The organism is Achromobacter sp. UMC71, assembly GCF_014170305.1.
In the GTDB taxonomy this organism is placed as follows: Bacteria; Pseudomonadota; Gammaproteobacteria; order Burkholderiales; family Burkholderiaceae_B; genus Achromobacter.
On the sequence record NZ_LZZT01000031.1, the window covers coordinates 292,458 to 315,908 of the forward strand.

A 23,451-nucleotide genomic window follows, 5' to 3' on the forward strand; every position below is an offset into this window, starting at 1 on the left:
CCTTATTCCAATATTTGTGCGAGCGTCTGCGCCACCAGGCGGTTGGACAGCAGTACAGGGCGCCCCGACGCCGCTGCCACCGCCTGTCGCATGCGCTCGGCGTAACCCATGCAATGCATGACGATGAGATCGCAGTCGGCCAGGTCACGGCCCGCCTGCGCAAAAGACTCGGCGGCGCGGTCGGCGTCGGATTCATAGGGCGAGGCGTGCGCGACGCGCGCCTCGCACTCCAGCGCAACGGCCATGTGGAAGGCATCCACCTGGGCGGCCAGCGGCACAACCAACCCGACCTTGCGGCAATGCTGCGACAGGCCCGCGACCAGGTGGTCCACGACCTGCTGAGGCTCGATCACGAGCGTGCGCATCGGCGCGATCGCGGTGCCGGTGCAGAGCGGCACCATCAGGTCGTAGCCGGAAGCATCCGCGTCGCGCATGACTTGCGCCAGGCGGGCTTCGGCGGCGGCCGCGTCCAGCTCGATCTGCGTGCCGTTGCGCAACCGCGTGGCGAAGCGATATTCGCCCGGACGCGGCGCCAGTGCGGCCAGGGCGGCATCATCCAGGCCGTCCAGCGCGCCGAATTCGTCGATCCGCACGTGCGCGCCCAGCAGCGGCGCCATCTCGGGCACCACGTCGCTGCGCGGCGATTGGCCGATGGTGAAAAACGCCACGCGGCGCGATGGGCGCGCGCTCATTGCGCGCCCCCGGGCTCGTCGCCCGTGGTCTGCAGGCGCGCCATGGAACCGTAGCGGCTTTGCAGCGCGTTCCATTCGGCGGCGTCGAAGAAGGTCATGGCGCCCTGTCCGAAGAGCTTGGCGATTTCGATGCAGAAGCGCATGGCCACGTCGGCGTCGACCGCGTTGGTCACGCCGGTGGCGCAGCCGGGCACGGCGGTCTGCGCCGTCAATGCCACGCCCACCACGGGCGCATCGGTGACGATGGCCGGCTGCATCAGCGAATTGACGTGCCACAGCCCGTTTTCGTAGGGCGTGATGTCTTGCGTGGTCAGCGGCAGCGTCAGGGGCAGTTGGCCGCTGACCCAGCCCAGCACGTCCAGCATGGTTTCCGGAATACGCAGCAGGTAGCCCTGCTTGGCCACCGGCGTGATCGCCACGCCGCGCTGGTTCACCAGGCGGTTGCCGCGGGTGGTGTCCACCGACAGGATGGCGTCCATGCGCGGGTCCACCTCGTGCGACATCATTTCGCGCATGGGGAACGGCGATTTCATCATCGGCACCGGGTGGTGCGGACGGGTGCCGGCACGCGGGCAGATGTGGGTGCGGATGCGCACGGTGCCGGGCAGCACATCGCCCTGGCGCGCCATGGCCATGAGCTTGAGCGCCGTGGCGATGGCGACTACCGCGCCATCGCTGTCGGACACCAGCCCGGTGACGGCCGGACGCGCGCCGATGCCGCCCAGACGGCCGACGATGCCCAATTGCGGCGCGGCGTCATCCAAGCCGGGAATGATGATGGACAGGAAATCCGTGGCGGCGCCGTCGCGTTCGAGGTGCGTGACCTCGACTTCGCAATGGCCCGCCGCGCGCAGATACTGCGCCACGTCCTCGCCCGTGATGTGGGCCGAGGACAGCAGTTCGATGGTGTCGATGACCTGCTTCATGCCAGGATCTCCAGCGGCCCCGGGCGGAACACGCGCGGCTCGGCATGGCCCAGGAACAGCGGCGCATCATGCGGACCGATCAGCGCGACGGCCTGGTCGCGCACGCGCAGGGCGGCGCCTTCGGGCAGGCCCAGCACCGGCATCGTCGGATTCAGCGTGCAGAACTCGGCCAGGCGCTGCGCGCGGGTCTCGCCGCGATGTCCGGGCGGATGCGCGTTGGTGTAGTGCGGGTTGATCTGGAAAGCCAGCAGGCCCAAGGCGTCGAACCCTTCGGGGTCGGTGATCGGCATGTCGTTGGTGGTGCAGATGCTGGGGCAGGCCAGGTTCGAGCCCGCGCTCCAGCCCAGGTAGGCCGCGCCTTCGCGCACGCGGCGCGCCACCACGTCCAGCAGGCCCTGGCGGCGCAACTGGCCCAGCAGGTTGAAGGTATTGCCACCGCCCACGATGATGACGGCGGCGCTTTCCAGCGCGGCCACCGGATCGGCGGCGCGATGCAGCCCCTGGATGTCCAGGCCCGTGTCAGCCAGCGCCGACACCACCAGCGCGGTGTAGTCGTCCCAGTCGCGGGTCACGCCCGCGAACGGCACGAACACGGCCTTCGCGCCGGCCGGCAGGGATTCGATCAGTTCGCGGATGTCGGGCAGCGCGTGCACCAGGTAGCCGGCGTCGCTGCTGGAATTGCTGAGAAGCAGAAGGTTCATGAGAGGTTTCCGTGGGATCGTTGAGTCGGGATGCCGCAAGGGCGCGGCTGAAATGCGAAGCTATCGGTTAAAGGAAGTCAGACTGACCTGGCGTCAGGCCAGCCAGAAAGGATCGTTCAGTTCACGGCCCAGCGCCGCGACCTGCTGCATCAGGGATTCGCGCAAAGTCGCCACGCGGGCGGCGTCGGCCTGGAAGGACACGAACGACAGGCACAGGCCGCGCAGTTCGCCATTGGCCGGATCGCGCACCGCCGCCGCCACCGCGCCGATGCCGGGCATGGCCTGGTCGATGGCCACGCCGCAACGGTCAGCACGGATCTGCGCCACGCGTCGGGCCAGCTCGCCGACGGTGGCCGGGCAGTCCTTGCCTTCCACCGGCAGGGGTTGGGCCGGATCAACGCCGTAGAGCGCGTCGAACTCGGCCTGGGTCAGGCGCGACAGCAACGCCCGCCCCATTGCCGTACCCGAGGCGGCGCGGCGCGACCCCGGCGGCGCCAGCACCTGCACGGGATGCGAGCCGTTCAGCCGCTGCAGCACCACGGTTTCGCGCTGATTCAGGGTGGACAGGTAGGCGGTCAGGCCGCTGTCGTCGGACAGTCGGGTCAGCACCTTGCGGCAGGCTTCGTCCAGCGGCGTGGCGGCCATGCCGGCGCGCACCGCTTGCGACAGCAAGGCGCCGGGCCGATAGCGGCGCGTGGCGGCGTCCTGGTCCAGCATGCCGTAGTGCTGCATCTGGTTCAGCAGGCGCGAGGCGGAGCTTTTCGGCAGGGACAGGCGCTGGGCGACGTCGGTGAAGCTCAACTCTGCCGCGCCTTCGGCGTATAGCGACAGGACGCGTTGGACGCCGTCTAGAATGCTCATTATTGTTCCATAAAACGGAACCATAGTTCCTTAATAGGGAACAAGGATAATGCAGCGATCAGGATCGGGTCAATACGGATGCACCCGGGGCCTGTTTCGGAGCCGAGAACGCAGGTCCATTCCGGCGCAGTGACGACCGGGCATCGGCCGGCGCGGCGCCCCGGCGAATTGCGGACTGCCGCGAATTGAGACACGATGCGGCACTTCCCCCCAGCACAACGGAAACCCTGCCCCACCATGGCCAATACTGCTCAGCCCTCCAGGTCCCCTCAACCGCAAGTAGGCGTCGGCGTGCTCATCATTCGTGACGGAAGGATCCTGTTGGGCAAGCGCGCGGGCTCGCACGGCGCGGGCACCTGGGCGCTAGCCGGCGGGCATCTGGAATTCGGCGAAAGCGTCGAGGCCTGCGCCCGCAGGGAAGTCCTGGAAGAAACCGGCCTGACGCTCGCACGGGTCCTGCCGGCGCCCTATACCAACGATGTCATGGCCGACGAAGGCAAGCACTACGTCACCTGCTTTGTCGAAGCCTCGGTCGTGGACGACGCGCCGCCCCGGATACTGGAACCCGGCAAGTGCCTGGCGTGGGAATGGTTTCGCTGGAGCAAGCTGCCGGAACCGCTGTTCCTGCCGGTCAAGACACTGGCGAGCACGGGTTTCGTGCCCGCCCTGCTGTCCGCCCCGGCACCGTAAACCGGCGGCCCGCTAGCGCGTGGCCGTCTCTGCCCACTGCGCCAACGGCAGCGGGGGCTGAGCGTGCAGAATGCGGGCCAGCACCAGTTTCAATTCATCCCAACCGCCCCGTTCGCTCGGCCAGCGGGACGGCGTGACCGGCCGCCAGGCGCCGTCCGGCGCGCGTTCGGCCATCTTAAAGCGGAAGTTGTAGTGGCCCGCCATGCCCATGCGCAGGTCGGTCACCACCAGCGCGTCGCCCATCGCGTCATAGCGCAGCCAATCGTCGGTGAACCAGCGCAGGCGTTCGTGCAGCGGCACCCCCGCCAGCGCCCGGCCCACGTCCAGATTCAGCGGCTGCTCCAGCCATTCGGGCGCGGCCCGGTCGAACCAACTGCTGACGGCCTCGTAGTAATGCCCGTCGGGCGTCTTGGCGATGACCCGCCAGAGCAGCGTATTCAAGGGCATGGGCATGGCGCGCACTTCGGTGACGGCGAGGCCTTGGGCCTGCATCGCGTCGCGTACGCGGTGCTCGGCCGCGATCCGCCCCGCCAACCCGAAGCCCAGGTAGGCCGTGCTGAACACCAAGGCACCGGCCAGGTAGCGGCGGGCGTTGCGCGTCATGCCCACCGCCGTCGCGTAGACCGCCGCCAGCAACAAGGGCACCGTATAGACGGGATCGATGATGAAGACCGCCGACCAGCTTTCGGGAATGGACGCCAACGGCCAGAACAGCTGGGTGCCGTAGACGGTGAACGCATCCAGCAATGGATGTGTCACCAATACCAGCCATAAGGTCAGGAACAACCGCCGGCCACTATAGGGCGCCTGCGGCCAATATTTGCGTATCAGCCAGGTCAGCAGCAGCGCCAGCCCGGTCAGCACGAAAATGGAATGCGAGAAGCCGCGGTGATAGGTCATCAGCGACACCGGGTCGGGATAGCGCATCAACACGTCCAGGTCTGGCACCGTGGCCAGCGCCGCCCCATAGAACAACGCCCGCCGCCCCTGCGTCCGCCCCAGCAACGCCCCCTGTATGCCCGCGCCCAGCACGGCTTGTGTAACCGAATCCATAACACTCCGACGATAGCTTTCCGCGAGCGGCCTTTTTCACATGCCGTCCACTACGCAGGCGTTAAGATACCCGATTGCGTTCAGCTTATTTTCAAGTTCCGCCTCATGGATCAATACATCGACAAGATCGGCCTGCTGATCGAAACCAATCAGGCCTGGGCCGGCCCCATCACGTTCCTGCTGACGCTGGGCGAATCCATGGTGCTGCTCGGCCTGTTCATCCCCGCGACCGCGCTGATGCTGCTGACCGGCGGCCTGATCGGCGCGGGCACGCTGGACCCCTGGAGCATTCTGGCCTGGGGCATCGCTGGCGCCATCGTCGGCGATGCCCTGTCCTACGCCCTGGGCCGCTGGGCCGGCCCGAGCGTGCTGCGCCGCTGGCCGCTCAAGCAGCAGCGCACCGCCGTGGCCCGTGCCCGCTTGTTCTTCTACCGCTACGGCTTCGCCTCGGTGCTGGTCGGCCGCTTCCTGGGACCCATCCGCTCGACCATCCCGACGGTGGCGGGCGTCATGGGCATGGCCCACGGCCGCTTCCAGATGGCCAACGTCCTGTCGGCCGTGCTGTGGATGCCGCTGATGCTGGCGCCCGGCTACATCACGGCGCGCAGCCTGGGCGCGGCGGAAAACGCCCAGCAGATCGCCATGATGATCGGCGCGGGCTTCTCGGTACTGCTAGGATTCGGGCTTCTGGTCGCGATGATGCGCAAACGCCGGCAGCCGGCGCGCGCGCGCCGCGGCAACCAAGATCCGCGATAGCGTCCACAGGCCCTGGCTGGAGAACAAGATGGCAATAGATATGGAGCCGAAAAACGGCGACTTCGCACGCTACGTCGAAAACCTGTCGCGCGCGGGTGGGGCCGCGCCCGGCCGGGTGCCGGACAAGGCCGAAGCCAAGCGCCAGCAGGCCAGCGTGCCCGCCGCCACGCCATCGCCCGCCAAGCCCGCCAAGGATTCGCTGTACGACCTGACCTGGGGAAAATCGGCGCCCCCGCCGTTGCAATCGCGGCGCGCCGAGCCTGCCCCCCAGGTGGCCGTGCCCGGCCAGGAGGACGCCGCCACGGTGTCCATGGCCAAGCGCGCGCGCCAGCGCAAGCTGGGCATCTTCCTGACCATCGCCGGCGCCATCGCCGGCTGGGCGGCGGTCAACGTGGCGTTCAAGGCACTGCGCGCCCCGCGCTTCGACCTGGACGAACTGATGCCGGCGGTGTTCCTGGCCTTCTTCGCGTTCATGCTGTTCAAGGCCGCCAGCGGCGCGCGCGATCCGCGCAAGCAACCGCTGAACAAACTGCCCCCGCTCAAGACCTCGTCGTACCGCAAGGACGGTTGAACGCGGCCGGCGCCAGGCGCCCCGCGCAATGGTGCTAACATTTCCGCCGCCGTCGAAAGACCCCCTGAATACCGGAGTAAAAGTGAATAACGTTGTCGGATTGAACCAGGCCCAGGCGGCCACGATGCTGACGCTGCAAGGCCACTTGAACAGCATGATCAATCCGGACTGGATCAACGGCGGCGCCCGCTTCCTGCGCGCCGCGTTCGTCGAGTCGGCCGAGGCGCTGGAGCACTACGGCTGGAAGTGGTGGAAGAAGCAGACCATCGACCTGCCGCAGGTGCAGATGGAACTGGTCGACATCCTGCACTTCTACCTGTCGCACACCATCGTGCAGGCCAGGGGCGACGTCAACGCCGCCGCCGACGCGCTGGTGGCCGACCTGGCCGGCCCGGCCTCGGTCACGCTGGACGGCAAGAGCTACGCGCTGGCCAGCCTGTCCGTGCCGGAACTGCTGGAGCTGATCGGCGGCCTGGCGGTGTGCGGCCGCGCCAGCTTCAAGCTGCTGGAACAGAGCATGACGGCCTGCGAAATGACCTGGAACGATGCCTACACGCAGTACGTCTCCAAGAACGTGCTGAACATCTTCCGCCAGCAGCACGGCTACAAGGAAGGCACCTACATCAAGATCTGGAACGGCGAGGAAGACAACGTCGTGCTGGCCCGCCTGCTGTCGCAGCATGACGCGTCGCGCGCCGATTTCGCCGACCTGCTGCACCGCGATCTGGAAGCCGCCTACGCCAAGCTGTAACGCTCGCGCTTCTCCGCAAGGCCACATGAAAAACGCCGCTTTGAAAAGCGGCGTTTTTCATGGCGAATCGGTCTGGGCGGGTGGCGGACTCGCGTACGTCACCCGGGTCCAATGCGACGGCTAGCGCTGGCCGAAGCGCGTTTCGCCGAACAGTTCCTTCTGCTCGCGGGGCTGCGACCGCCAGTACTGGCGCGGCGCGCTGACCTGGCCGCCCAATTGCGCGGCCGCATGCCACGGCCAGCGCGGGTCATACAGCATGCCGCGGGCCAGGGCCACCATGTCGGCCTGGCCATTGGCCAGGATGTCCTCGGCTTGCTGCGCCTCGGTGATCAGGCCCACGGTGATGGTGGGCAGGCCCACCGCGCGCTTGAGGGCGTCAGCGAACGGCACCTGGTAATTCGGACCCACCGGAATCTTCTGCTGCGACGACACGCCGCCGCTGGAGACGTCGATGAACTCGCCCCCCAGTTCCTTGATGCGCTGCGCGAAGGCCTGGGTCTGTTCCAGGTCCCAGCCACCCTCGACCCAGTCGGTCGCCGACACGCGCACGCCCAGCGCCACCGACGCGGGGGTGACCTCGCGCACTGCGCGGAAGACTTCCAGCGGAAAGCGCATGCGGTTTTCCAGCGAGCCGCCGTAGTCGTCGTCGCGCTGGTTCGACAGGGGCGACAGGAACTGGTGCAGCAGGTAGCCGTGGGCGGCGTGCAGTTCGATCGCGTCGAAACCCAGGCGGATGGCGCGGCGGGCGCTGTCCACGAAGGCATCGCGCACCCGCGCCAGGCCGGCCGCGTCCAGCGCGCGCGGCGGCGGCTCGGACGCGTTGTGGGCAATCGCCGACGGTGCCCAGCCCTGCCAGCCGCCCTGCTCGGGCGGCACCAGCTGGCCCCCCTCCCAAGGCGCATGGCTGGACGCCTTGCGGCCCGCATGGCCCAATTGAATGCCCAGCTTGATCGGCGAATAGCGCCGCACCGCCTGCACCACCCGGCCCAGCGCGGCCTCGGTCTCATCCGACCACAGCCCCAGGTCTCCCGGGGAAATACGGCCGTCGGCCTCGACCGCGGTCGCTTCGGTGAACAGCAGCGCCGCCCCCGACAGGGCCAGGTGGCCCAGGTGAATCATGTGCCAATCGGTGGCCCGGCCCTCGTCGGCCGAGTACTCGCACATGGGCGCGATGACGATGCGATTAACCAGGTCGACATTGCCGACTGACGTGGGACTGAACAGGTGACTCATGCAAGGAACTCCGGGCGAGGAACGCGGAAGCACAGCATAGCGCCGCCCGGCGCGCGCGCCCGCAAATCCCAACGGCCGCAACAGGGTTAAACGGCGGGGGGATGCTGATGTCGAAGGGATCTATGGCAAGCCCGCAGCCTGCCTGCCGGTGCAAGGCGCAGGCTGCAAGCGTGGTGGCCCCACGGCGCCCCTATTGGCCTTCGATGACGCTGTCCAGGAACTGCCGGGTGCGCGTCTCTTTCGGCGCGCTGAACAACGCCTGCGACTCGGCGTCCTCGACGATGTTGCCCTCGTCAAAGAACAGGGTGCGGTCGGAACTGCGCTCGGCGAATTTCATCTGGTGGGTGACGATGATCATCGTCATGCTGCGGCGCGCCGCCAGGTCGCGCAGGATCTGCAGGATGCCGCCCACCAGTTCCGGGTCCAGCGCCGAGGTCACTTCGTCGAACAACATGATCTCCGGGCACATGGCCAGCGCGCGGGCAATGCCGACACGCTGCTTCTGCCCGCCCGACAACTGCGCCGGATAGACATCCAGCTTGTCGCCCAGGCCCACCATGTCCAGGTATTCCACGGCGCGTTCGCGGGCCTGGCCGCGCGACATGCCCAGCACATGCAGCGGCGCCTCCATGGTGTTGCCCAGCGCCGTCATGTGCGGGAACAGATTGAAGTGCTGGAACACCATGCCGATCTTGCCGCGCACGCGGCGCACGTGCTCGGAATTGGGGCCGGCCGGGCGGCCCTGCTCGTCCGTCCACATGGCCTGGCCGTCGATCTCGATATCGCCGCTGGTAGGCCGGTCCAGCGTCATCAGGACGCGCAGCAGGGTGGACTTGCCCGACCCGGACGGCCCGATGACCGCCACGGTCTGACCGGCCGGAATCTCCAGGTTGATCCCCCGCAGCACCTCCAGTTCTCCATAACGCTTGTGCAGGTTCTTGATGGTGACGCTGGCGCTCATCGCTTTCCTCCATATCGTTGCAGGCGGGCCTCCAGGCCACGCACGCCCCATGCCGCGATCAGGCTCAGCACCAGGAACAGCGCGCCGACCAGGGTCAGGGGTTCGGTGTAGCGGAAGGTGGTGGACCCGATCATCTTGCTTTGCTGCAGCAGCTCGACCACCGTGATGGCCGACAGCAGCGGCGTGTCCTTGAACATGGCGACCAGGTAGTTGCCCAGCGCCGGCACCACGGGCGGGATCGCCTGCGGCAGCACCACGCCCACGGCAGTGCGCCAGGGCGACATGTTCAGGGCCCGCGCCGCTTCGAGCTGGCCGCGCGGCACGGCCTCGATGCCGGCGCGGTAGACCTCGGCGCAATAGGTGGCGTAGTGCAGCCCCAGCGCCACGATGCCGGTCGCCAGCGGCGACATCTGCACCCCGGTCAGCGGCAACACGTAGAACAGGAAGTACATCTGCACCAGCAGCGGCGTACTGCGCACGAACTCGATCACGAAGGCCGTGGGCAGCGACACCAGCGCCAGCCGCGAACGCCGCAGCAGCGCCAGCGCCAGGCCCAGCGTCACGGCCACCAGCATGCCCAGCACGGTGGCCTGGATGGTGATGATCAGCGCCGAGCCCAGCGTGGGCAGGATTTCCAGTGCGAAGGACCAATCGAATACCGGTTTCATCGGACGCGGACCCTCCGTTCAAGCAGGCGCACGCCGGCGGTGATCAAGAGCGCCACCGCGAAATACAGCAGCAGCATGAGGCCGAAGATCTCGGTGGTGCGCAAGGTTTCGCTGCGCAGCAGCTGGCCGCGGAAGGTGAGATCGGTGATGGTGATCAGCGACACCAGCGCGGTGTTCTTGAGCAGCTCGATCAGCAGGTTGCCGGCGGGCGGCAGCATGGCCGGAATGGCCTGCGGCACCACGATGCGGCGCATGATCTGCCCGCGGGTCAGGTTCAACGCCACGCCGGCTTCGCGCTGGCCCGGCGGCACCGCGCGGATCGCGCCGCGCACCACTTCCGCCCCATAGGCACCGGCGTTCAGGGCCAGCACCACGATGCCCACCAGCAGGGCCGGCAATTGCACGCCGAACAGCGGCAGCACGAAATAGAACCAGAACAGCTGCACCAGCGCCGAGGTGCCGCGGAACACCTCGACATAGACCGCCGCCAGCCAGCGCACCGGCCGCAGCGCCGACAGGCGGCCGATGCCCGCGGCCAGCGCCAGCGGCACGGCCAGCACCACGGCGCCCGCCAGGATCTGCAACGTGACCGCCAGCCCTTCGAGCAGCGGCGGTATCAGCTCCGAGATATGTTCGGATATGAGCTGCATCGGCGCCCCCTATTGCCCGGCGCAAAGCTTGGCCGCCGTGACCCCGTTGGGCAGTTCCTGCGGCGTGAAGCCGAAAGGCGCTACCAGCTTCTTGTGCTCGTCGGTGCCGATGAATTTGGCCAGCTCGGCGTTGAATGCGTCGGCGAACGCCTTGTCGTCGGGCCGGAAGGCATAGGCGCCGTAGCCACGCACGCCCTTGCCGTCGATCTGCGGGTCGGAGAAGGGCTCGGCCTTTTCCAGGCCGCTGCCGCCGTCGGTCTTGCCCATCAGGTCGTTGACAGTCAGGGCGGTGGCCGCATAGGCATCGGCCCGGCCGGCCTGCACGCCGGACAGGGCGCTGACCGCGTCGGGAAACACCACCATCTGGGCGGCGGGTATCTTGACCTTGGAGGCGTACTCGGCTTCGATGGCGCCCACCACCACGCCCAGCTTGACGTCGGGGTTCTTCACCACGTCTTCATAGCTATGCAGATGCTTGGGATTGCCTTGCTTGACCAGGAACGCCTGACCCACGCCATAGGTGGGATCCGAAAACGCCACCTGGCCGCAGCGCTCCGGCGTGACATACATGCCCGCCGCGATGATGTCGAAGCGCTTGGCCTGCAGCCCCGGGATCAGCGAACCGAACTCGGTCAGCACGCCCTGCACTTCGTTGATGCCCATGCGCTTGAGCACCACCCGGGCAATCTCGACGGATTCGCCGGTGACCTTGGCCTCTTTGCTGTCCATGAAGGCGAACGGCGCCTCATTGGCGTAGCCGATGCGGATCTTGCCAGCGGCCTTGGCGGCCTCCAGCGTGTTGGCAGCGGCCGGCGCCTGGCCGGCGGTCTTGTCGGCGCCGGAATCGGAGCAGGCGGCCAGCACGCCCAGGCTCAGGGCCAGCAGGGCGCGGCAGGTTCGTCGCAAGGGCAAGGTCATGGTGTTTTTCTCCCGAATTTATTTCTAGGTACATGGCTTCGCTAAAAATGATACGACATTAAATCATTTCACTTCTAATGATATGGACGAAAAAAAGCAGACTTCAGTCTGCTTTTTTCCTGCCCTGCCCTATGACGGGTTAGAACACGTTACGAAGAGTAGGCGACTATGTCGTCCCCATTTTCAGTGCGGCGGCCTACTGCGCGTACGAGAATTTGCCATCGCGCACGATGCCCATGACCCGGGCGCGCTCGTCAAAGCCCTGGTGGTTGTCCTTGGAGATATTGAGCACGCCGTTGGGCACGACCAGGTCGCGGGTATTTTCCAGAGCGTCGCGCAGGGCCGCGCGGAATTCCGGCGTGCCGGGCTTGGCGCCAGTCGTGAGGGCGCGCGTGACGGCCGAATCCAGCAACATCCAGGCGCCGTAGGCGTCGCCAGCGAACTGGGTCAGCGTATTGGCGCCGTACTGGCGTTCATATTTGTCGGCGAACGCCACGGCTACTTTCTTGACCGGGTTGGAATCCGGCAGCTCGCGCGCCACCACGCCTGGGCCGGTCGGGAACAGCGTGCCTTCGACGTCCTTGCCGCCCACCTGCAGGAATTCCAGCGTGCCGATACCATGGGTTTGATAAATGGTGCCGGTATAGCCGCGCTCGAGCAGCGTCTTTTGCGGCAGGGCCGAGGGCGTGCCCGCGCCGGCGATCAGCACGGCCTGCGGCTTGGCCGCGATGACCTTCAGCACCTGCCCCACCACCGACGCGTCGGTGCGCTGGAAGCGTTCTTGCGCCACGATCTTCAGATCGCTGCCGGCCGCGGCCGAAAACTCTTTCCACCAGCTGTCGCCGTAGGAATCCGCGAAGCCGATGAAGGCCACATTCTTGATGCCCTTCTTTTTCATGTCTTCGACCAGCGCGGTGGCCATCAGCGAATCGTTCTGCGGCATCTTGAAGGCCCAGGCGCGCTTGGGGTCCGACATCGGCTCGACGATGACGCTGGATGCGGCCAGCGCGATCATCGGCGTGCGGGTTTCGGCCAGCACATCCAGGGCCGCCAGCGCCGCGGCGGTGGTGTTGGGGCCGACGATGGCATCGACCTTGTCTTCGGACGTGAGCTTGCGCAGGTTCTTGACCGCTCGACTGACGTCGGTGCCGTCGTCCAGCACCACATAGCGCGCCGGTTGGCCGCCCAGCGTGGCGGGCCACAGGCGGATCGCGTTGTTGGTCTGGATGCCGATCGACGCGGCCGGGCCGGTGGTGGACACGTCCACGCCGATCACGATATCGGCGTGGGCGGACAGGGCCGGAATGACCAATGCCACGACGGCGGCATAGCGGAAGAATGAGCGGGACATAAAGGCAACTCGCGGAAATGAAGAAAAGCGGATGTCGCTATTTTGCCTGACCGGCGCGGGCCTCGTAGACCAGCGCGGCCAGCGTCAGGTCTTCCAGCGCGCTGCCCACCGCCTTGAACACGGTCACTTCGCTGGCGTTGCTGCGGCCGGGCGCGCGGCCGAGCACCAGGTCGGTCAGGGTGCCGCGGATGCCGTCGCGCGCCAGCACGCCAGCATCGAACGCCGCCAACAGGTCGCCCGCCTTGGTGGGCGCCTCGTCGGTGTCCACGTAGACGGTGGTGCCGTCAAAGCAGGCCGTGTCGGTTTCGATCATGTCGGGCTTGAAGCTGCCGATCAGGTCCAGATGGGTGCCCGGGCGCAGCCAGGCGCCGCGCACCAGCGGTTCGGTCGACAAGGTGGCGCAGCTGACGATATCGGCCTGGCGCACGGCCTGCTCCAGATCGGTAGTGCTGGCGGCGTCGAAACCCTGTTCGCGCAACGTGGCCGCCAGCGCATCTGCGCCGGCCGGGCGCAGGTTCCAGACCAGCACTTTGTCGATGGGCCGCACGGCGCGCATGGCCTGGGCCACCAGGCCGGCGATGCGCCCCGAGCCGACGATGGTCAGCACCCGCGCGTCGGGGCGGGCCAGGTACGACGCGCCCAGCGCGGCGGCGCCGGCGGTGCGGAACACCGTGACCTGATCGCCATCCACCTGCGCCAGCGGCACGCCGGTGCGCGCGCTGTACAGGTTGTAGGTGGCGTGCAGGCCCGGCAAGGACTGGCGCGTGTTTTCCGGAAAAATGTTGATGACCTTGACGCCGAAATAGCCCTGCTCGTTCCAGGCCGGCATGATCAGCGTGGTGCCGTGCGCGCCGCCCGATTCGATGGCGTGCACGTGGCGCGGCGGCACGTGGGCGCCTTGACGGAATGCCTCGCGCAAAGCCGGGATCGCCGCGTCGAACGACAATGCGCGGCGGGTTTGTTCGGTGTCGATCACTACCATCTGTATCCAATGCCTGTTCGGGTTGAGCCAGGGCGAAGTGTGACGGCGCCATGCTGCGCTGGCAAGGCGTAGCGGCCGCAACCGTTACATCGGCTTGCCGTTGCGCGAGACCCGTTTGCATACCGGCGCGCCGTCCGCGCCGTATCATGGTCCATGCCCCTTCCGGCACCGCGCGCCGCCGCCAGGCGGCCCGCGCCTCCCCAACGGACGCGTCCGCAACGGGCGCGCTCCCCCTCAAAAGGAGTCACGCATGAAGAAAACCGCAACCGCCGCCTGGTCGGGCGATCTGAAGACGGGCAAGGGTACGATTTCCACGCAGAGCGGCGCGCTCAAGAGCCAACCCTACGGCTTCAACACCCGCTTCGGCGACACTCCCGGGACCAACCCCGAAGAGTTGCTGGGCGCCGCCCACGCCGGGTGCTTCACCATGGCGCTGTCCAATATCCTGGGCGAATCCGGCCTGGTGCCGCAAAGCCTGGACACCAAGGCCGAAGTCACGCTGGACAAGGCCGATGGGGGCTTTGCCATCACCGCGGTGCACCTGACCGTGGAAGGCGTGATTCCCGGCGCCACGGCCCAGGCCTTCGAAGAAGCCGCCCGCAAGGCGGAAAAGGGCTGCCCCGTTTCCAAGGTGCTGAACGCCAAGATCACCATGGACGCCAAGCTCAAGTCCTGACCGGCCGCAGTAAGCCCGGCGGGCGGCGCCATTGGCCCGCCCTATCCGGGGCTTGTTGAAAATCAATTTGACGGTCATGCCTGAGTTATGGAAAATGAGAACCATTCTCAGGAAGAAACCATGACCCGATTCATCTATGCGATCTCTGGCGGCAAGGCGGCGTACGCACAAGACGCCCAGGTGACGGCCAACCTGCGCCGGGTGGTCGGATCGGGTCTGCTGGTCGCCGTGGGCTACATCGACCCGGGCAACTGGGCCACCGACATTGCCGGCGGCAGCGGCTTCGGCTATGGCCTGCTGCTGGTCGTGATCGCATCGGCCATCCTGGCGCTGGGTTTCCAGGTGCTGGTGTCGCGCCTGGCGCTGGCCACCGGCGAAGACTTGGCCACCCTCACCGCCCGTCATCTTTCCCCGCGCATGTCCAAGGCTGCCTGGCTGGCCGGCGAAGCCGCCATCCTGGCCACCGCCCTGGCCGAGCTGATCGGCGGCGCCATTGCGCTGCGTCTGCTGTTCAACCTGCCGCTAATCGGCGGCGTGGCGGTCACGGGCGTCGGCACCTTCGCCGTGCTGGCCCTGACCCGCGGCAATGCCGATCGCCACGAGCGCGTGATCGCCGTGCTGCTGTCGGTAGTGGCGGCCTCGTTCGTGTTCCTGCTGTTCAAGGCCAACCCCGCCTGGACCGAGGTGGCCCATGGCATCACCCAGACGGGCCAGGCGCTGCGCAACCCGCAGGGCTTTCTGATCGCGCTGGGCATTCTGGGCGCGACCCTGATGCCGCACAACCTGTACCTGCATTCCGGCTCGCTGGCGCAACGCGCCCGGGTGCTGCCGCCGGAAGCACGCGACATGGCCATGCGGGTCGCGCGCAACGACACCGTCGTGTCGCTGGGCGTGGCCATGCTGATCAATTCGGCCATCATGATCGTCGCCGCGGCCTCGCTGTCCGGCTCGGGCATGATCGTCTCCAGCCTGGACGACGCCCATGCCGTGATCGGCCACACGCTGGGCATCGGCGCGGCCATCGTGTTCGCGGTGGCGCTGTATGCCGCCGGCCAAAGCTCCACCATCACCGGCGTGCTGGCCGGCCGCATCCTGTCGCAAGGCTTCCAGGTGCGCAGCAACTGGTCCGACCGCCGCCGCGCGCTGGCCACCCGGCTGATCGCGGGCGCGGCCGCCGTGGGCCTGTTGATTTTCACCGGCGGCCAGGATCCGGACGAACTGCTGGTGCTGAGCCAGGTCATCCTGAGCCTGGCCCTGCCCTTCGCGCTGGGTCCGCTGGTGCTGCTGGCCTGCCGCAAGACCCTGATGGGCCACCACGCGTTGCGCGGCGCCTGGGCCTGGGCCGCCGTCATCGCCACCGTCGGCATCGTGCTGCTCGACGGCTACCTGCTAGTCGACATGGTGGTGTGATGCTTCGCGCCTGGCCGCCATCGACACGGCCAGCCATGAAAAAAAACGCCAGCTTGCGCTGGCGTTTTTCTTTGGGCCGGTGATTCAACGGCGGGCGGAGATGACCGGATGCTGGCGGCGGCCGGCGTCCATGTCGTGCAGCACTTCGCCGACAGCGCCGCCCATCTTGACCAGGCGCAGCTTCAGCCGGCGCCAGCCCATGCGGGAGAACGGACCGGACAGGGTTTCCGCCTTGATGGCCTCGCGGATCAGGGACCGCTCCAGCGCATCCGACATACGGGCATTTTTCAACGCGGTATCGCTCATGATTCTCTCCTTGAGAAAGCGCGATGGGGAACAGCACGAATTCATGTTAGACCCGCGTATGTTGCGTCGCAACGCATATTTCCTAGCATTATTTTTGCCGTTGCGTAATGGGTACAAACACCACCATAACGGTGCATAGGCACCACATCCAGCACCATTTTTGTGCAGTGCAAAAACAACAAGGCGGCCAAGCCGGCCGCCTCTAAGCACCTTTCTAGCCAGGCATCCGGAACCGAACGCCCAGCCCCATCCGCTCACCTTTACCGGCACCCCACGTGCGCGGCGATCAGCTTGTCGGCCATATCCGCGACCCGGCCCGCGGGCCCGCCCTCGCCAAACAACTGGCTCGACACGAAAGCGCCTTCGATCAGCAGCAGCAAGCCGTCGCCCAGCGCGCCGGGATCCGGCGCGCCCATTTCGGCGGCCATGGCGGCCAGGCGGCGGCGCAATTCGAGCTTATGTTCGACCGCGACCACCCGTGCGGGGTGGCCGGCCTCGGGGTACTCCACCGCCGCGTTGGTCAGGCCGCAGCCGCGGTAGCCGTTCTGCACCGCGCGCACGCTCAGGCCGGACAGATAGGCGCGCAGTTGCGCCTGCGGATCCCCCGGATGGGCGTCGCAGGCCGCGTTGAAGCGCCCCCAGAACTCGGCGTCGTAGTCGCGCAGGTAGGCCGCGGCCAACTCGTCCTTGGACGAGAAACTGCGGTACAGGCTGGGCTTGGTGACGCCGGCCTGATTGACGATGGCGTCGACCCCCACCGCCCGGATGCCGTCGCGGTAGAACATTTCGCGCGCGGTCTTGCGGATGCGGTCCGCCGCAAGCAGCGGCTTTGCCTGGGATGCTGCGGCGGGCGCCTTGCCCGCTGCGTCGGATTTATTGGCCATGCGAAGACTCCTTGCTGAGACCGTCGGGCACTGCCCGCCGCCCTGAAAACAGGGTCGTCAAAAATAACGCTTGACGATGTTACTGACCGGTACGTACTATTCGCAAACCTTAATACGTACCGGTCAGTAACATGAGTATAGCCCAACCACCCATCCCCTTCCGGCGAGCCGGGCAAAAGTACGCCTTTGTCGTAGTCGCGGTGGTCTTCCTGGCCCTGCTGGTGTCGGCCGGCCTGCGCTCCTCGCCCAGCGTGCTGCTGGTGCCGCTGGAAGAAAATTTTGGCTGGAACCGCAGCACGACCTCATTCGCCGCCGCCGTCGGCATCTTCCTGTACGGCCTGGTCGGCCCGTTCGCGGCAGCCGCGATGGAACGCTTTGGCCTGCGCCGCGTGCTGATCGTGTCGCTGTCGTTGATGGCCGCGTCCAGCGCGGTCAGCGCCTACATGACGCAACCGTGGCACCTGCTGATGACCTGGGGCGTGTTCTCGGGCATCGGCTCGGGCGCCGTTGCCGTGGTCATGGGCGCTACCGTGGTCAACCGCTGGTTCACCAAGCACCGCGGCCTGATGATGGGCCTGCTGACCGCCAGTACCGCCACCGGAACGCTGATCTTCCTGCCGGTCCTGGCCGCGCTGGCCTCGTCCGGTGACTGGACCCGGGTGGTGTGGACGGTCGCCGGCGCCGCCGCCGCGTTGGTGCCGCTAGCCTGGTGGCTGGTGCCCGACCGCCCCGCCAGCGTCGGCCTGGTGCCGTTCGGCAGCGACCCGCATGCGCCGCCCGCCCCCGCCGCGCCGCGCACCGGCATGCTGGCCGCCACCTTCGGCGCCCTGGCCCGTGCCGCCAAGACCCGCACCTTCTGGTTCCTGTTTGCCACCTTCTTCATCTGCGGCTTCACCACCAACGGCTTGGTCGGCACGCACCTGATCGCGCTTTGCGGCGACCACGGCATGCCCGAAGTGCAGGCGGCCGGCCTGCTGGCGATCATGGGCATCTTCGACCTGTTCGGCACCACCGCGTCCGGCTGGCTGACCGACCGCTACGATCCGCGCAAGCTGCTGTTCGTGTACTACGCGCTGCGCGGCCTGGCGCTGATCTACCTGCCGTATTCGGACTTCTCGTTCTACAGCCTGGCGATTTTCGCGGTGTTCTTCGGCCTGGACTGGATCGCGACCGTGCCGCCCACCCTGCGCCTGGCCACCGAGGCCTTCGGCGACCGCGAAGCGCCGATCGTCTTCGGCTGGATCGTCGCCGGCCACCAGTTGGGCGCGGCCAGCGCCGCCTGGATGGCGGGCGTGGTGCGTGAATCGCAAGGCAGCTACCTGATGGCTTTCGTGGCCGCCGGCGCCACCGGCTTGATCGCCGCGGTCATCGCGCTGCTGATCGGGCGTGAGCGGGTCGTGGCGCAGCCTGCGTGACCCACGACAGGCATGAAAAAAAGCCCGGCCTAGGCCGGGCTTTGCATTTGCCTCGCTGAAACCGCTGCCCCCAGGCGGGGGGGGTAGCGCCTTCAGGGGGTCGCCAGCGCATCGTGCACGGCACGGGGCTTACGCCCCCTCCTCTTCGACCTCGCCGAGATAGGCTGCGCGCACTTTCGGATCATGCAGCATGTCGCTGGCCGGACCCGACAGCGTGATCTCGCCGGATTCCATCACGTAGCCGCGGTGGCTGTTCTCCAGCGCCAGGCGGGCGTTCTGCTCGATGAGCAGGATCGTCACGCCTTCGCTGGCGATGGTGCGCACCACCTCGAAGACCTTTTCCACCATCAGCGGCGCCAGGCCCATCGACGGCTCGTCCAGCAGCAGCAGCTTGGGGCGCGCGATCATCGCGCGGCCCATCGCCACCATCTGCTGCTCGCCGCCGGACAGGGTGCCAGCCGCCTGCTTGCGGCGTTCGGCCAGACGCGGAAACAGCGTGAACACGCGGTCGGTATCCTGGCGCACCTGCGCGGCATCGCGGCGGATGTACGCGCCCATCGCCAGGTTTTCCTCGATGGTCAGCTGGCCGAAGATGCCACGGCCTTCCGGCACCATGACCAGGCCCTGGCGCACCAGCTCGTGCGACTTCTGGCCACCGATGGACTGGCCGCCGTAGACCACTTCGCCGCCCGCCAGCGGCACCAGGCCGCAGATGGCGCGCAAGGTCGTGCTCTTGCCGGCGCCGTTGGCGCCGATCAGGCAGACCAGCTCGCCTTCGTCCACGCGCAAGTCGATGCCGCGCACCGCGCGGATGCCGCCGTAGGCGACCTGCAGGCCGCGCAATTCCAATAGGGGGTGGGTTGCCGTCGTCATGCCTGGCGCTCCTGATGAATCAGCGGATCCTGGGCGGCGCCCGCGCCCAGATACGCTTCAATGACCTTGGGATCGCGCTGCACCTGGGCGGGCTTGCCCATAGCCAGCACCTTGCCGTATTCCAGCACCAGCACGCGATCGCACAGGCCCATGACCAGCTTCATGTCGTGCTCGATCAGCAGTACGGTCACGCCGTCGCCGCGGATCTTTTCGATCAGCTTGCGCAGCACCACCGTTTCCGATGCGTTCATGCCGGCGGCCGGCTCGTCCAGCGCCAGCAGCTTGGGATCGGTGGCCAGGGCCCGCGCGATTTCCAGGCGGCGCTGGTCGCCGTAGGGCAGCGAGCGCGCCACGTCGTTGGCGCGGTGGCCGATGCCCACGTAGTCCAGCAATTCCTGGGCGCGGGCTTCGATGGCGGCTTCTTCGGCGCGCGCGCCCGGCGTGCGGAACACCGCGCCCAGCACGCCCGCGCGGGTACGCACGTGGCGGCCGATCATCACGTTCTCGATTGCGCTCAGATTGGCGAACAGGCGGATGTTCTGGAAAGTGCGCGCCAGGCCCGCGTGCGCCACTTCGTGCGGCTTCTTGCCGGACATCGACTGGCCGTTGAAGGTGCACGAGCCGTCTTCCGGAATGTACAGGCCGGTCAGCACGTTGAACAGCGTGGTCTTGCCCGCGCCGTTCGGGCCGATCAGGCCGTAGATCTCGCCCTGCTCGATATCGAAGCTGACGTCGGACAAGGCTTGCAGGCCGCCGAAGCGTTTGCCCAGTCCCTGGGCTTGCAGCAGTTTGCTCATGCCGCCCCTCCTTGGGTCTTGGTGGCCAACTCGCGCTTGCGCACGGCCGACGGCCACAGGCCCGCGGGACGGAACAGCATGACGCACACCATGGCCAGGCCGAACAGCAGCATGCGGATGCCTTCGGGATCCAGCACCACGGCGCCGAACAGCATCTGCTGCACAGGCTCGACCACGGCCCGCAGGAACTCGGGCAGCGCGGCCAGGATCAGGGCGCCCAGGATTACGCCAGGGATATGGCCCATGCCGCCCAGCACCACCATGCACAGGATGGAAATGGATTCCATCAGCGAGAAGCTCTCGGGGCTGACAAAGCCCTGCATCGACGCGAACAGCGCGCCCGCCACGCCGCCGAACGACGCGCCCATGGCGAAGGCCAGCAGCTTGATGTTGCGGGTGTTGATGCCCATGGCCTTGGCCGCGATCTCGTCTTCACGGATCGCTTCCCAGGCGCGGCCGATGCGCGAGTTCTGCAAGCGCACGCACACCAGCACGATGATCAGCGTCAGGGCCAGCAGCAGGTAGTAGTACTTCTCGGGTCCGGTCACGCGGATGCCCAGCAGGCTCTCCGTGCGGCCGAAGGCGAATTCGCCCACCTTGAAGGTATCGATGCGGTTGATGCCCTGCGGCCCGTTGGTGATATTGACCGGCGCGTTCAGGTTGTTCAGGAAGATACGGATGATCTCGCCAAAGCCCAACGTCACGATCGCCAGGTAGTCGCCCCGTAGTTTCAGCGTCGGCGCCCCCAGCAGCACGCCGAACAGGCACGCCACCGCCAGCGCGATCGGCAGGATCGCCCAGAACGGCAGGTGCAGGCCGAAGTGCGGCGAAGCCAGCAGCGCCCAGGTGTAGGCGCCCACGGCGTAGAACGCGATATAGCCCAGGTCCAGCAGGCCGGCAAAGCCCACTACGATGTTCAGGCCCAGCGACAGCATCACGTACAGCAGCGCGAAGTTCAGGATGCGGACCCAGCTCTGGCCGGCCATGCCGATCACGAACGGCAGCACCGCCAGCACGATGCCGATCAGCGCGATGCCGATCAGGTTGCGGGTCGACAGCCCGCTGTTCTTCATGGCGCCGCTCATGCCCGGTCTCCCACGCGCTCGCCCAGCAGGCCGGACGGACGGAAGATCAGCACCAGAACCAGCACGAAGAACGCGAACACGTCCTGGTAGTGGCTGCCCAGGAAGCCGCCGGTCAGGTCGCCGATGTAGCCGGCGCCCAGCGATTCGATGATACCCAGCAACAGGCCGCCGGCCATCGCGCCGACCAGGTTGCCGATGCCGCCCAGCACCGCGGCCGTGAAGGCCTTCAGCCCCAACATGAAGCCCATGGTGTACTGCGACACGCCGTAATAGGTGGCGACCATCATGCCCGCCACGGCGGCCAGGGCCGAACCGATCAGGAACGCCGCCGAAATCACGGTGTTGATGTTCACGCCCATCAGGCCGGCCACTTCGCGGTTCTGCGCGGTGGCGCGCATCGCGGTACCCAGGCGGGTCTTGTGCACCACGGCCAGCAGCCCGCCCATGATCAGCGCGGCAATAGCGACGATCGCGATCTGCAGCGTGCTCATGCGGGCGCCAAAAATCTCGAACACCTGCGGCGTCAGCACCTGCGGGAAATTCAGATAATTGCGGCCCCAGCCCATCATTGCCACGTTCTGCAGGATGATCGACACGCCGATCGCGGTGATCAGGGCAGCCAGACGCGGGGCGCGGCGCAGCGGCCGGTAGGCCACGCGTTCGGCCGTCCAGCCGACCGCCATGCACAGCGGCACGGACACCAGCAGGCCCAGGCCCAGCACCACGAACGCGGACGTGGACGGGTCGCCGCCCACCAGCGAAATGGCGATCGTCGTCGCGGCCATCGCGCCGATCATGACGACATCGCCATGCGCGAAATTGATCAGCCCGATGATGCCGTACACCATGGTGTAGCCAAGGGCGACCAGGGCGTACACGCTGCCTAGCGTGACGCCGTTAATCAGTTGTTGAATGAAGATATCCATAGGGGCCGCAGAATAAGCCTGGAAAAAACGCGCGCACATCGCGCGCGGCGCACCCGCAGGGCGGCCACCGGGTGGCGCGCCCCCGCACCAGGCGGTGCGGGCGGGTGTCGGTGGCCAGGCGCGGGGCAGCCGCGTCCTGGCCAGGTGCAGCGGCCTTAGTTGGCCTGGCTGACCATCGTCTCAACCATCTCCCACTTGCCGTTCTTGACTTCGTAGATGGTGACGGAGATTTCCTTCAGATCGCCGTTCTTGTCGTAGGCGATATGCTCGCTGGTCGCGCCCTTGCGGTTCAGCTTGGCCAGTTCCGGCAGGTACTTCTCGGGCTTGGCCGAGCCGGCGGCTTCGATGGCGCTGATCATGTTCCAGGCGCCGTCATAGGCGTAGGGCGCGTAGACGCCGGGGGCCTTCTTGAAGCGGGCTTGATAACGCTGCTCGAAATCCTTGCCCGCGGCCATCTTGTCCAGCGGCACGCCGGCCAGCGAGGCGAAGGTGCCGTCGGCGGCGTCGCCGGCCAGCTTGATGAAGGTGTCGCTGCGGGTCATTTCACCCGAGACCAACGGCGACTTCAGGCCCAGCGTGGCCAGTTGGCGCTTCATCGGGCCGGACTGCGCGTCCAGGCCGCCGTAGAAGATGGCGTCGGGCGCCGCGCCCTTGATGTTGGTCAGGATGGCCGTGAAGTCGTTGGCCTTGTCGGTCGTGTATTCGCGGCGCACCACTTGGCCGCCGGCGGCCTTGACGGCCTTCTCGACCTCGTCCGCCAGGCCTTGGCCGTAGGCGGTGCGGTCGTCGATGATGGCGACCTTCTTGGCCTTCAGGCTCTGCACCATGAACTTGCCGACCGCGGCGCCCTGCTGGGTGTCGCTGGTCATCATGCGGAAGGTGGTTTCGTAGCCTTGCTTGGTGTACTCGGGCGACGTGGCCATGGCGATCTGCGGCAGGCCGGCCTCATGGTAGACGCGCGACGCGGGAATCGTGGTGCCCGAATTGAAGTGGCCCAGGATGCCGACGACGTTCTCGTCGACCAGTTGCTGCGCGACCTGCACGCCCACGCGCGGGTCGGCCTGGTCGTCGCGCGATACCAGCACGAACTTGGCGGGCTGGCCGTCGATCTTGATGCCCTTCTTGTTGGCTTCTTCCAGGGCCAGGTTCAGACCGTTCTGCATGTCCTCGCCGTAGTGCGACTGGGGACCGGTCAGCGGCGCGGCGAAACCGAACTTGATGTCGGCGGCCTGCGCGGCGGTGGCCATGCTGGCGGCGGCGATGCCGGCGGCGACAAGCTTCAAAGTGGTGCGAAACTTCATTGGGTATCCTCCGG

26 protein-coding genes are annotated in these 23,451 nt (G+C 67.1%); 7 read left to right on the plus strand and 19 right to left on the minus strand.

Features of this window, described 5'->3' with window-relative positions; genetic code table 11:
• Nucleotides 1-2: 2 nt before the first annotated feature.
• The 4 genes from A9974_RS15530 to A9974_RS15545 form a co-directional block, all read right to left on the minus strand.
• Entirely contained in the window at nt 3-692 is a 690-nt protein-coding gene (locus A9974_RS15530) for an AroM family protein (RefSeq protein WP_183005052.1), read from the minus strand.
• Complete coding sequence (locus tag A9974_RS15535) at nt 689-1,618, minus strand: DUF1177 domain-containing protein (RefSeq protein WP_183005053.1); 930 nt, start codon at nt 1,616-1,618, stop codon at nt 689-691. The genes A9974_RS15530 and A9974_RS15535 overlap by 4 nt, the downstream gene beginning before the upstream one ends.
• A complete protein-coding gene (gene pepE, locus A9974_RS15540; protein WP_183005054.1) occupies nt 1,615-2,319 on the minus strand; it encodes a dipeptidase PepE in 705 nt (234 codons plus the stop codon). The genes A9974_RS15535 and pepE overlap by 4 nt, the downstream gene beginning before the upstream one ends.
• A 93-nt stretch (nt 2,320-2,412) precedes the next feature.
• Nucleotides 2,413-3,180 carry an IclR family transcriptional regulator gene (locus A9974_RS15545; protein ID WP_183005055.1) on the minus strand — a complete coding sequence of 256 codons (768 nt, stop codon included), beginning with the start codon at nt 3,178-3,180 and terminating at the stop codon, nt 2,413-2,415.
• Nucleotides 3,181-3,417: 237 nt separating this feature from the next.
• Between A9974_RS15545 and A9974_RS15550 the strand changes: the two genes are divergently transcribed.
• On the plus strand, nt 3,418-3,870 hold the full coding sequence (locus tag A9974_RS15550; RefSeq protein ID WP_183005056.1) for an NUDIX hydrolase: 453 nt from the start codon (nt 3,418-3,420) through the stop codon (nt 3,868-3,870).
• Between the two features lie 12 nt (nt 3,871-3,882).
• Here the strand turns inward: A9974_RS15550 and A9974_RS15555 are convergent, their stop codons facing one another.
• A complete protein-coding gene (locus tag A9974_RS15555) occupies nt 3,883-4,923 on the minus strand; it encodes a metal-dependent hydrolase (RefSeq protein ID WP_183005057.1) in 1,041 nt (346 codons plus the stop codon).
• A 105-nt stretch (nt 4,924-5,028) separates the two neighbouring features.
• Between A9974_RS15555 and A9974_RS15560 the strand changes: the two genes are divergently transcribed.
• From A9974_RS15560 to A9974_RS15570, 3 genes are all read left to right on the plus strand, one after another.
• Complete coding sequence (locus tag A9974_RS15560; protein ID WP_183005058.1) at nt 5,029-5,679, plus strand: DedA family protein; 651 nt, start codon at nt 5,029-5,031, stop codon at nt 5,677-5,679.
• A 28-nt stretch (nt 5,680-5,707) separates the two neighbouring features.
• Entirely contained in the window at nt 5,708-6,250 is a 543-nt protein-coding gene (locus tag A9974_RS15565) for a hypothetical protein (protein ID WP_183005059.1), read from the plus strand.
• Nucleotides 6,251-6,350: 100 nt separating this feature from the next.
• A complete protein-coding gene (locus A9974_RS15570; RefSeq protein ID WP_220805980.1) occupies nt 6,351-7,001 on the plus strand; it encodes a dUTPase in 651 nt (216 codons plus the stop codon).
• A 120-nt stretch (nt 7,002-7,121) separates the two neighbouring features.
• Here the strand turns inward: A9974_RS15570 and A9974_RS15575 are convergent, their stop codons facing one another.
• The 7 genes from A9974_RS15575 to A9974_RS15605 all read right to left on the minus strand — a co-directional run bounded on the left by A9974_RS15575 (nt 7,122) and on the right by A9974_RS15605 (nt 13,764).
• Nucleotides 7,122-8,234, minus strand: a complete 1,113-nt coding sequence (locus tag A9974_RS15575; protein WP_183005060.1) for an NADH:flavin oxidoreductase/NADH oxidase — start codon at nt 8,232-8,234, stop codon at nt 7,122-7,124.
• Nucleotides 8,235-8,424: 190 nt separating this feature from the next.
• The gene (ehuA, locus tag A9974_RS15580) at nt 8,425-9,195 is read right to left on the minus strand and encodes an ectoine/hydroxyectoine ABC transporter ATP-binding protein EhuA (RefSeq protein ID WP_183005061.1); all 771 of its coding nucleotides are present in this window, start codon (nt 9,193-9,195) and stop codon (nt 8,425-8,427) included.
• Nucleotides 9,192-9,863 carry an ectoine/hydroxyectoine ABC transporter permease subunit EhuD gene (ehuD, locus tag A9974_RS15585; RefSeq protein WP_183005062.1) on the minus strand — a complete coding sequence of 224 codons (672 nt, stop codon included), beginning with the start codon at nt 9,861-9,863 and terminating at the stop codon, nt 9,192-9,194. The genes ehuA and ehuD overlap by 4 nt, the downstream gene beginning before the upstream one ends.
• Nucleotides 9,860-10,513, minus strand: coding sequence for an ectoine/hydroxyectoine ABC transporter permease subunit EhuC (gene ehuC / locus A9974_RS15590; RefSeq protein ID WP_183005063.1), 654 nt, complete (start codon nt 10,511-10,513; stop codon nt 9,860-9,862). Before ehuC ends, ehuD begins: the two co-directional genes overlap by 4 nt.
• A gap of 9 nt (nt 10,514-10,522) precedes the next feature.
• Nucleotides 10,523-11,431 (minus strand): ectoine/hydroxyectoine ABC transporter substrate-binding protein EhuB, encoded by a 909-nt coding sequence (ehuB, locus tag A9974_RS15595; protein ID WP_183005064.1) that lies wholly within the window; start codon nt 11,429-11,431, stop codon nt 10,523-10,525.
• 196 nt (nt 11,432-11,627) lie between these two features.
• Nucleotides 11,628-12,782, minus strand: coding sequence for an ABC transporter substrate-binding protein (locus tag A9974_RS15600; protein WP_183005065.1), 1,155 nt, complete (start codon nt 12,780-12,782; stop codon nt 11,628-11,630).
• 37 nt (nt 12,783-12,819) lie between these two features.
• Nucleotides 12,820-13,764, minus strand: a complete 945-nt coding sequence (locus A9974_RS15605) for an ornithine cyclodeaminase family protein (protein ID WP_183005066.1) — start codon at nt 13,762-13,764, stop codon at nt 12,820-12,822.
• Between the two features lie 250 nt (nt 13,765-14,014).
• Between A9974_RS15605 and A9974_RS15610 the strand changes: the two genes are divergently transcribed.
• Both A9974_RS15610 and A9974_RS15615 read left to right on the plus strand, forming a co-directional pair.
• Nucleotides 14,015-14,440 (plus strand): OsmC family protein, encoded by a 426-nt coding sequence (locus A9974_RS15610; protein ID WP_183005067.1) that lies wholly within the window; start codon nt 14,015-14,017, stop codon nt 14,438-14,440.
• A 120-nt stretch (nt 14,441-14,560) separates the two neighbouring features.
• The gene (locus A9974_RS15615) at nt 14,561-15,850 is read left to right on the plus strand and encodes an Nramp family divalent metal transporter (RefSeq protein ID WP_183005068.1); all 1,290 of its coding nucleotides are present in this window, start codon (nt 14,561-14,563) and stop codon (nt 15,848-15,850) included.
• An 84-nt stretch (nt 15,851-15,934) separates the two neighbouring features.
• On the opposite strand, the gene A9974_RS15620 is transcribed toward A9974_RS15615, so the two are convergent.
• Together A9974_RS15620 and A9974_RS15625 are read right to left on the minus strand one after the other, a co-directional pair.
• Complete coding sequence (locus tag A9974_RS15620) at nt 15,935-16,156, minus strand: XRE family transcriptional regulator (RefSeq protein ID WP_183005069.1); 222 nt, start codon at nt 16,154-16,156, stop codon at nt 15,935-15,937.
• Between the two features lie 260 nt (nt 16,157-16,416).
• Nucleotides 16,417-17,040, minus strand: coding sequence for a TetR/AcrR family transcriptional regulator (locus tag A9974_RS15625; RefSeq protein WP_183005070.1), 624 nt, complete (start codon nt 17,038-17,040; stop codon nt 16,417-16,419).
• Nucleotides 17,041-17,171: 131 nt separating this feature from the next.
• On the opposite strand from A9974_RS15625, the gene A9974_RS15630 reads away from it, so the two are divergent.
• Complete coding sequence (locus A9974_RS15630; protein ID WP_183005071.1) at nt 17,172-18,455, plus strand: MFS transporter; 1,284 nt, start codon at nt 17,172-17,174, stop codon at nt 18,453-18,455.
• A 129-nt stretch (nt 18,456-18,584) separates the two neighbouring features.
• On the opposite strand, the gene A9974_RS15635 is transcribed toward A9974_RS15630, so the two are convergent.
• From A9974_RS15635 to A9974_RS15655, 5 genes are all read right to left on the minus strand, one after another.
• Nucleotides 18,585-19,328: an ABC transporter ATP-binding protein gene (locus A9974_RS15635; protein WP_183005072.1), complete on the minus strand. Its 744-nt coding sequence runs from the start codon at nt 19,326-19,328 to the stop codon at nt 18,585-18,587.
• The gene (locus A9974_RS15640; protein WP_183005073.1) at nt 19,325-20,125 is read right to left on the minus strand and encodes an ABC transporter ATP-binding protein; all 801 of its coding nucleotides are present in this window, start codon (nt 20,123-20,125) and stop codon (nt 19,325-19,327) included. Before A9974_RS15640 ends, A9974_RS15635 begins: the two co-directional genes overlap by 4 nt.
• Nucleotides 20,122-21,210 carry an ABC transporter ATP-binding protein gene (locus A9974_RS15645; protein ID WP_183005074.1) on the minus strand — a complete coding sequence of 363 codons (1,089 nt, stop codon included), beginning with the start codon at nt 21,208-21,210 and terminating at the stop codon, nt 20,122-20,124. The genes A9974_RS15640 and A9974_RS15645 overlap by 4 nt, the downstream gene beginning before the upstream one ends.
• Nucleotides 21,207-22,175 (minus strand): branched-chain amino acid ABC transporter permease, encoded by a 969-nt coding sequence (locus tag A9974_RS15650; protein WP_370539637.1) that lies wholly within the window; start codon nt 22,173-22,175, stop codon nt 21,207-21,209. Before A9974_RS15650 ends, A9974_RS15645 begins: the two co-directional genes overlap by 4 nt.
• 116 nt (nt 22,176-22,291) lie before the next feature.
• A complete protein-coding gene (locus A9974_RS15655; RefSeq protein ID WP_183005076.1) occupies nt 22,292-23,437 on the minus strand; it encodes a branched-chain amino acid ABC transporter substrate-binding protein in 1,146 nt (381 codons plus the stop codon).
• Nucleotides 23,438-23,451 lie beyond the last annotated feature (14 nt).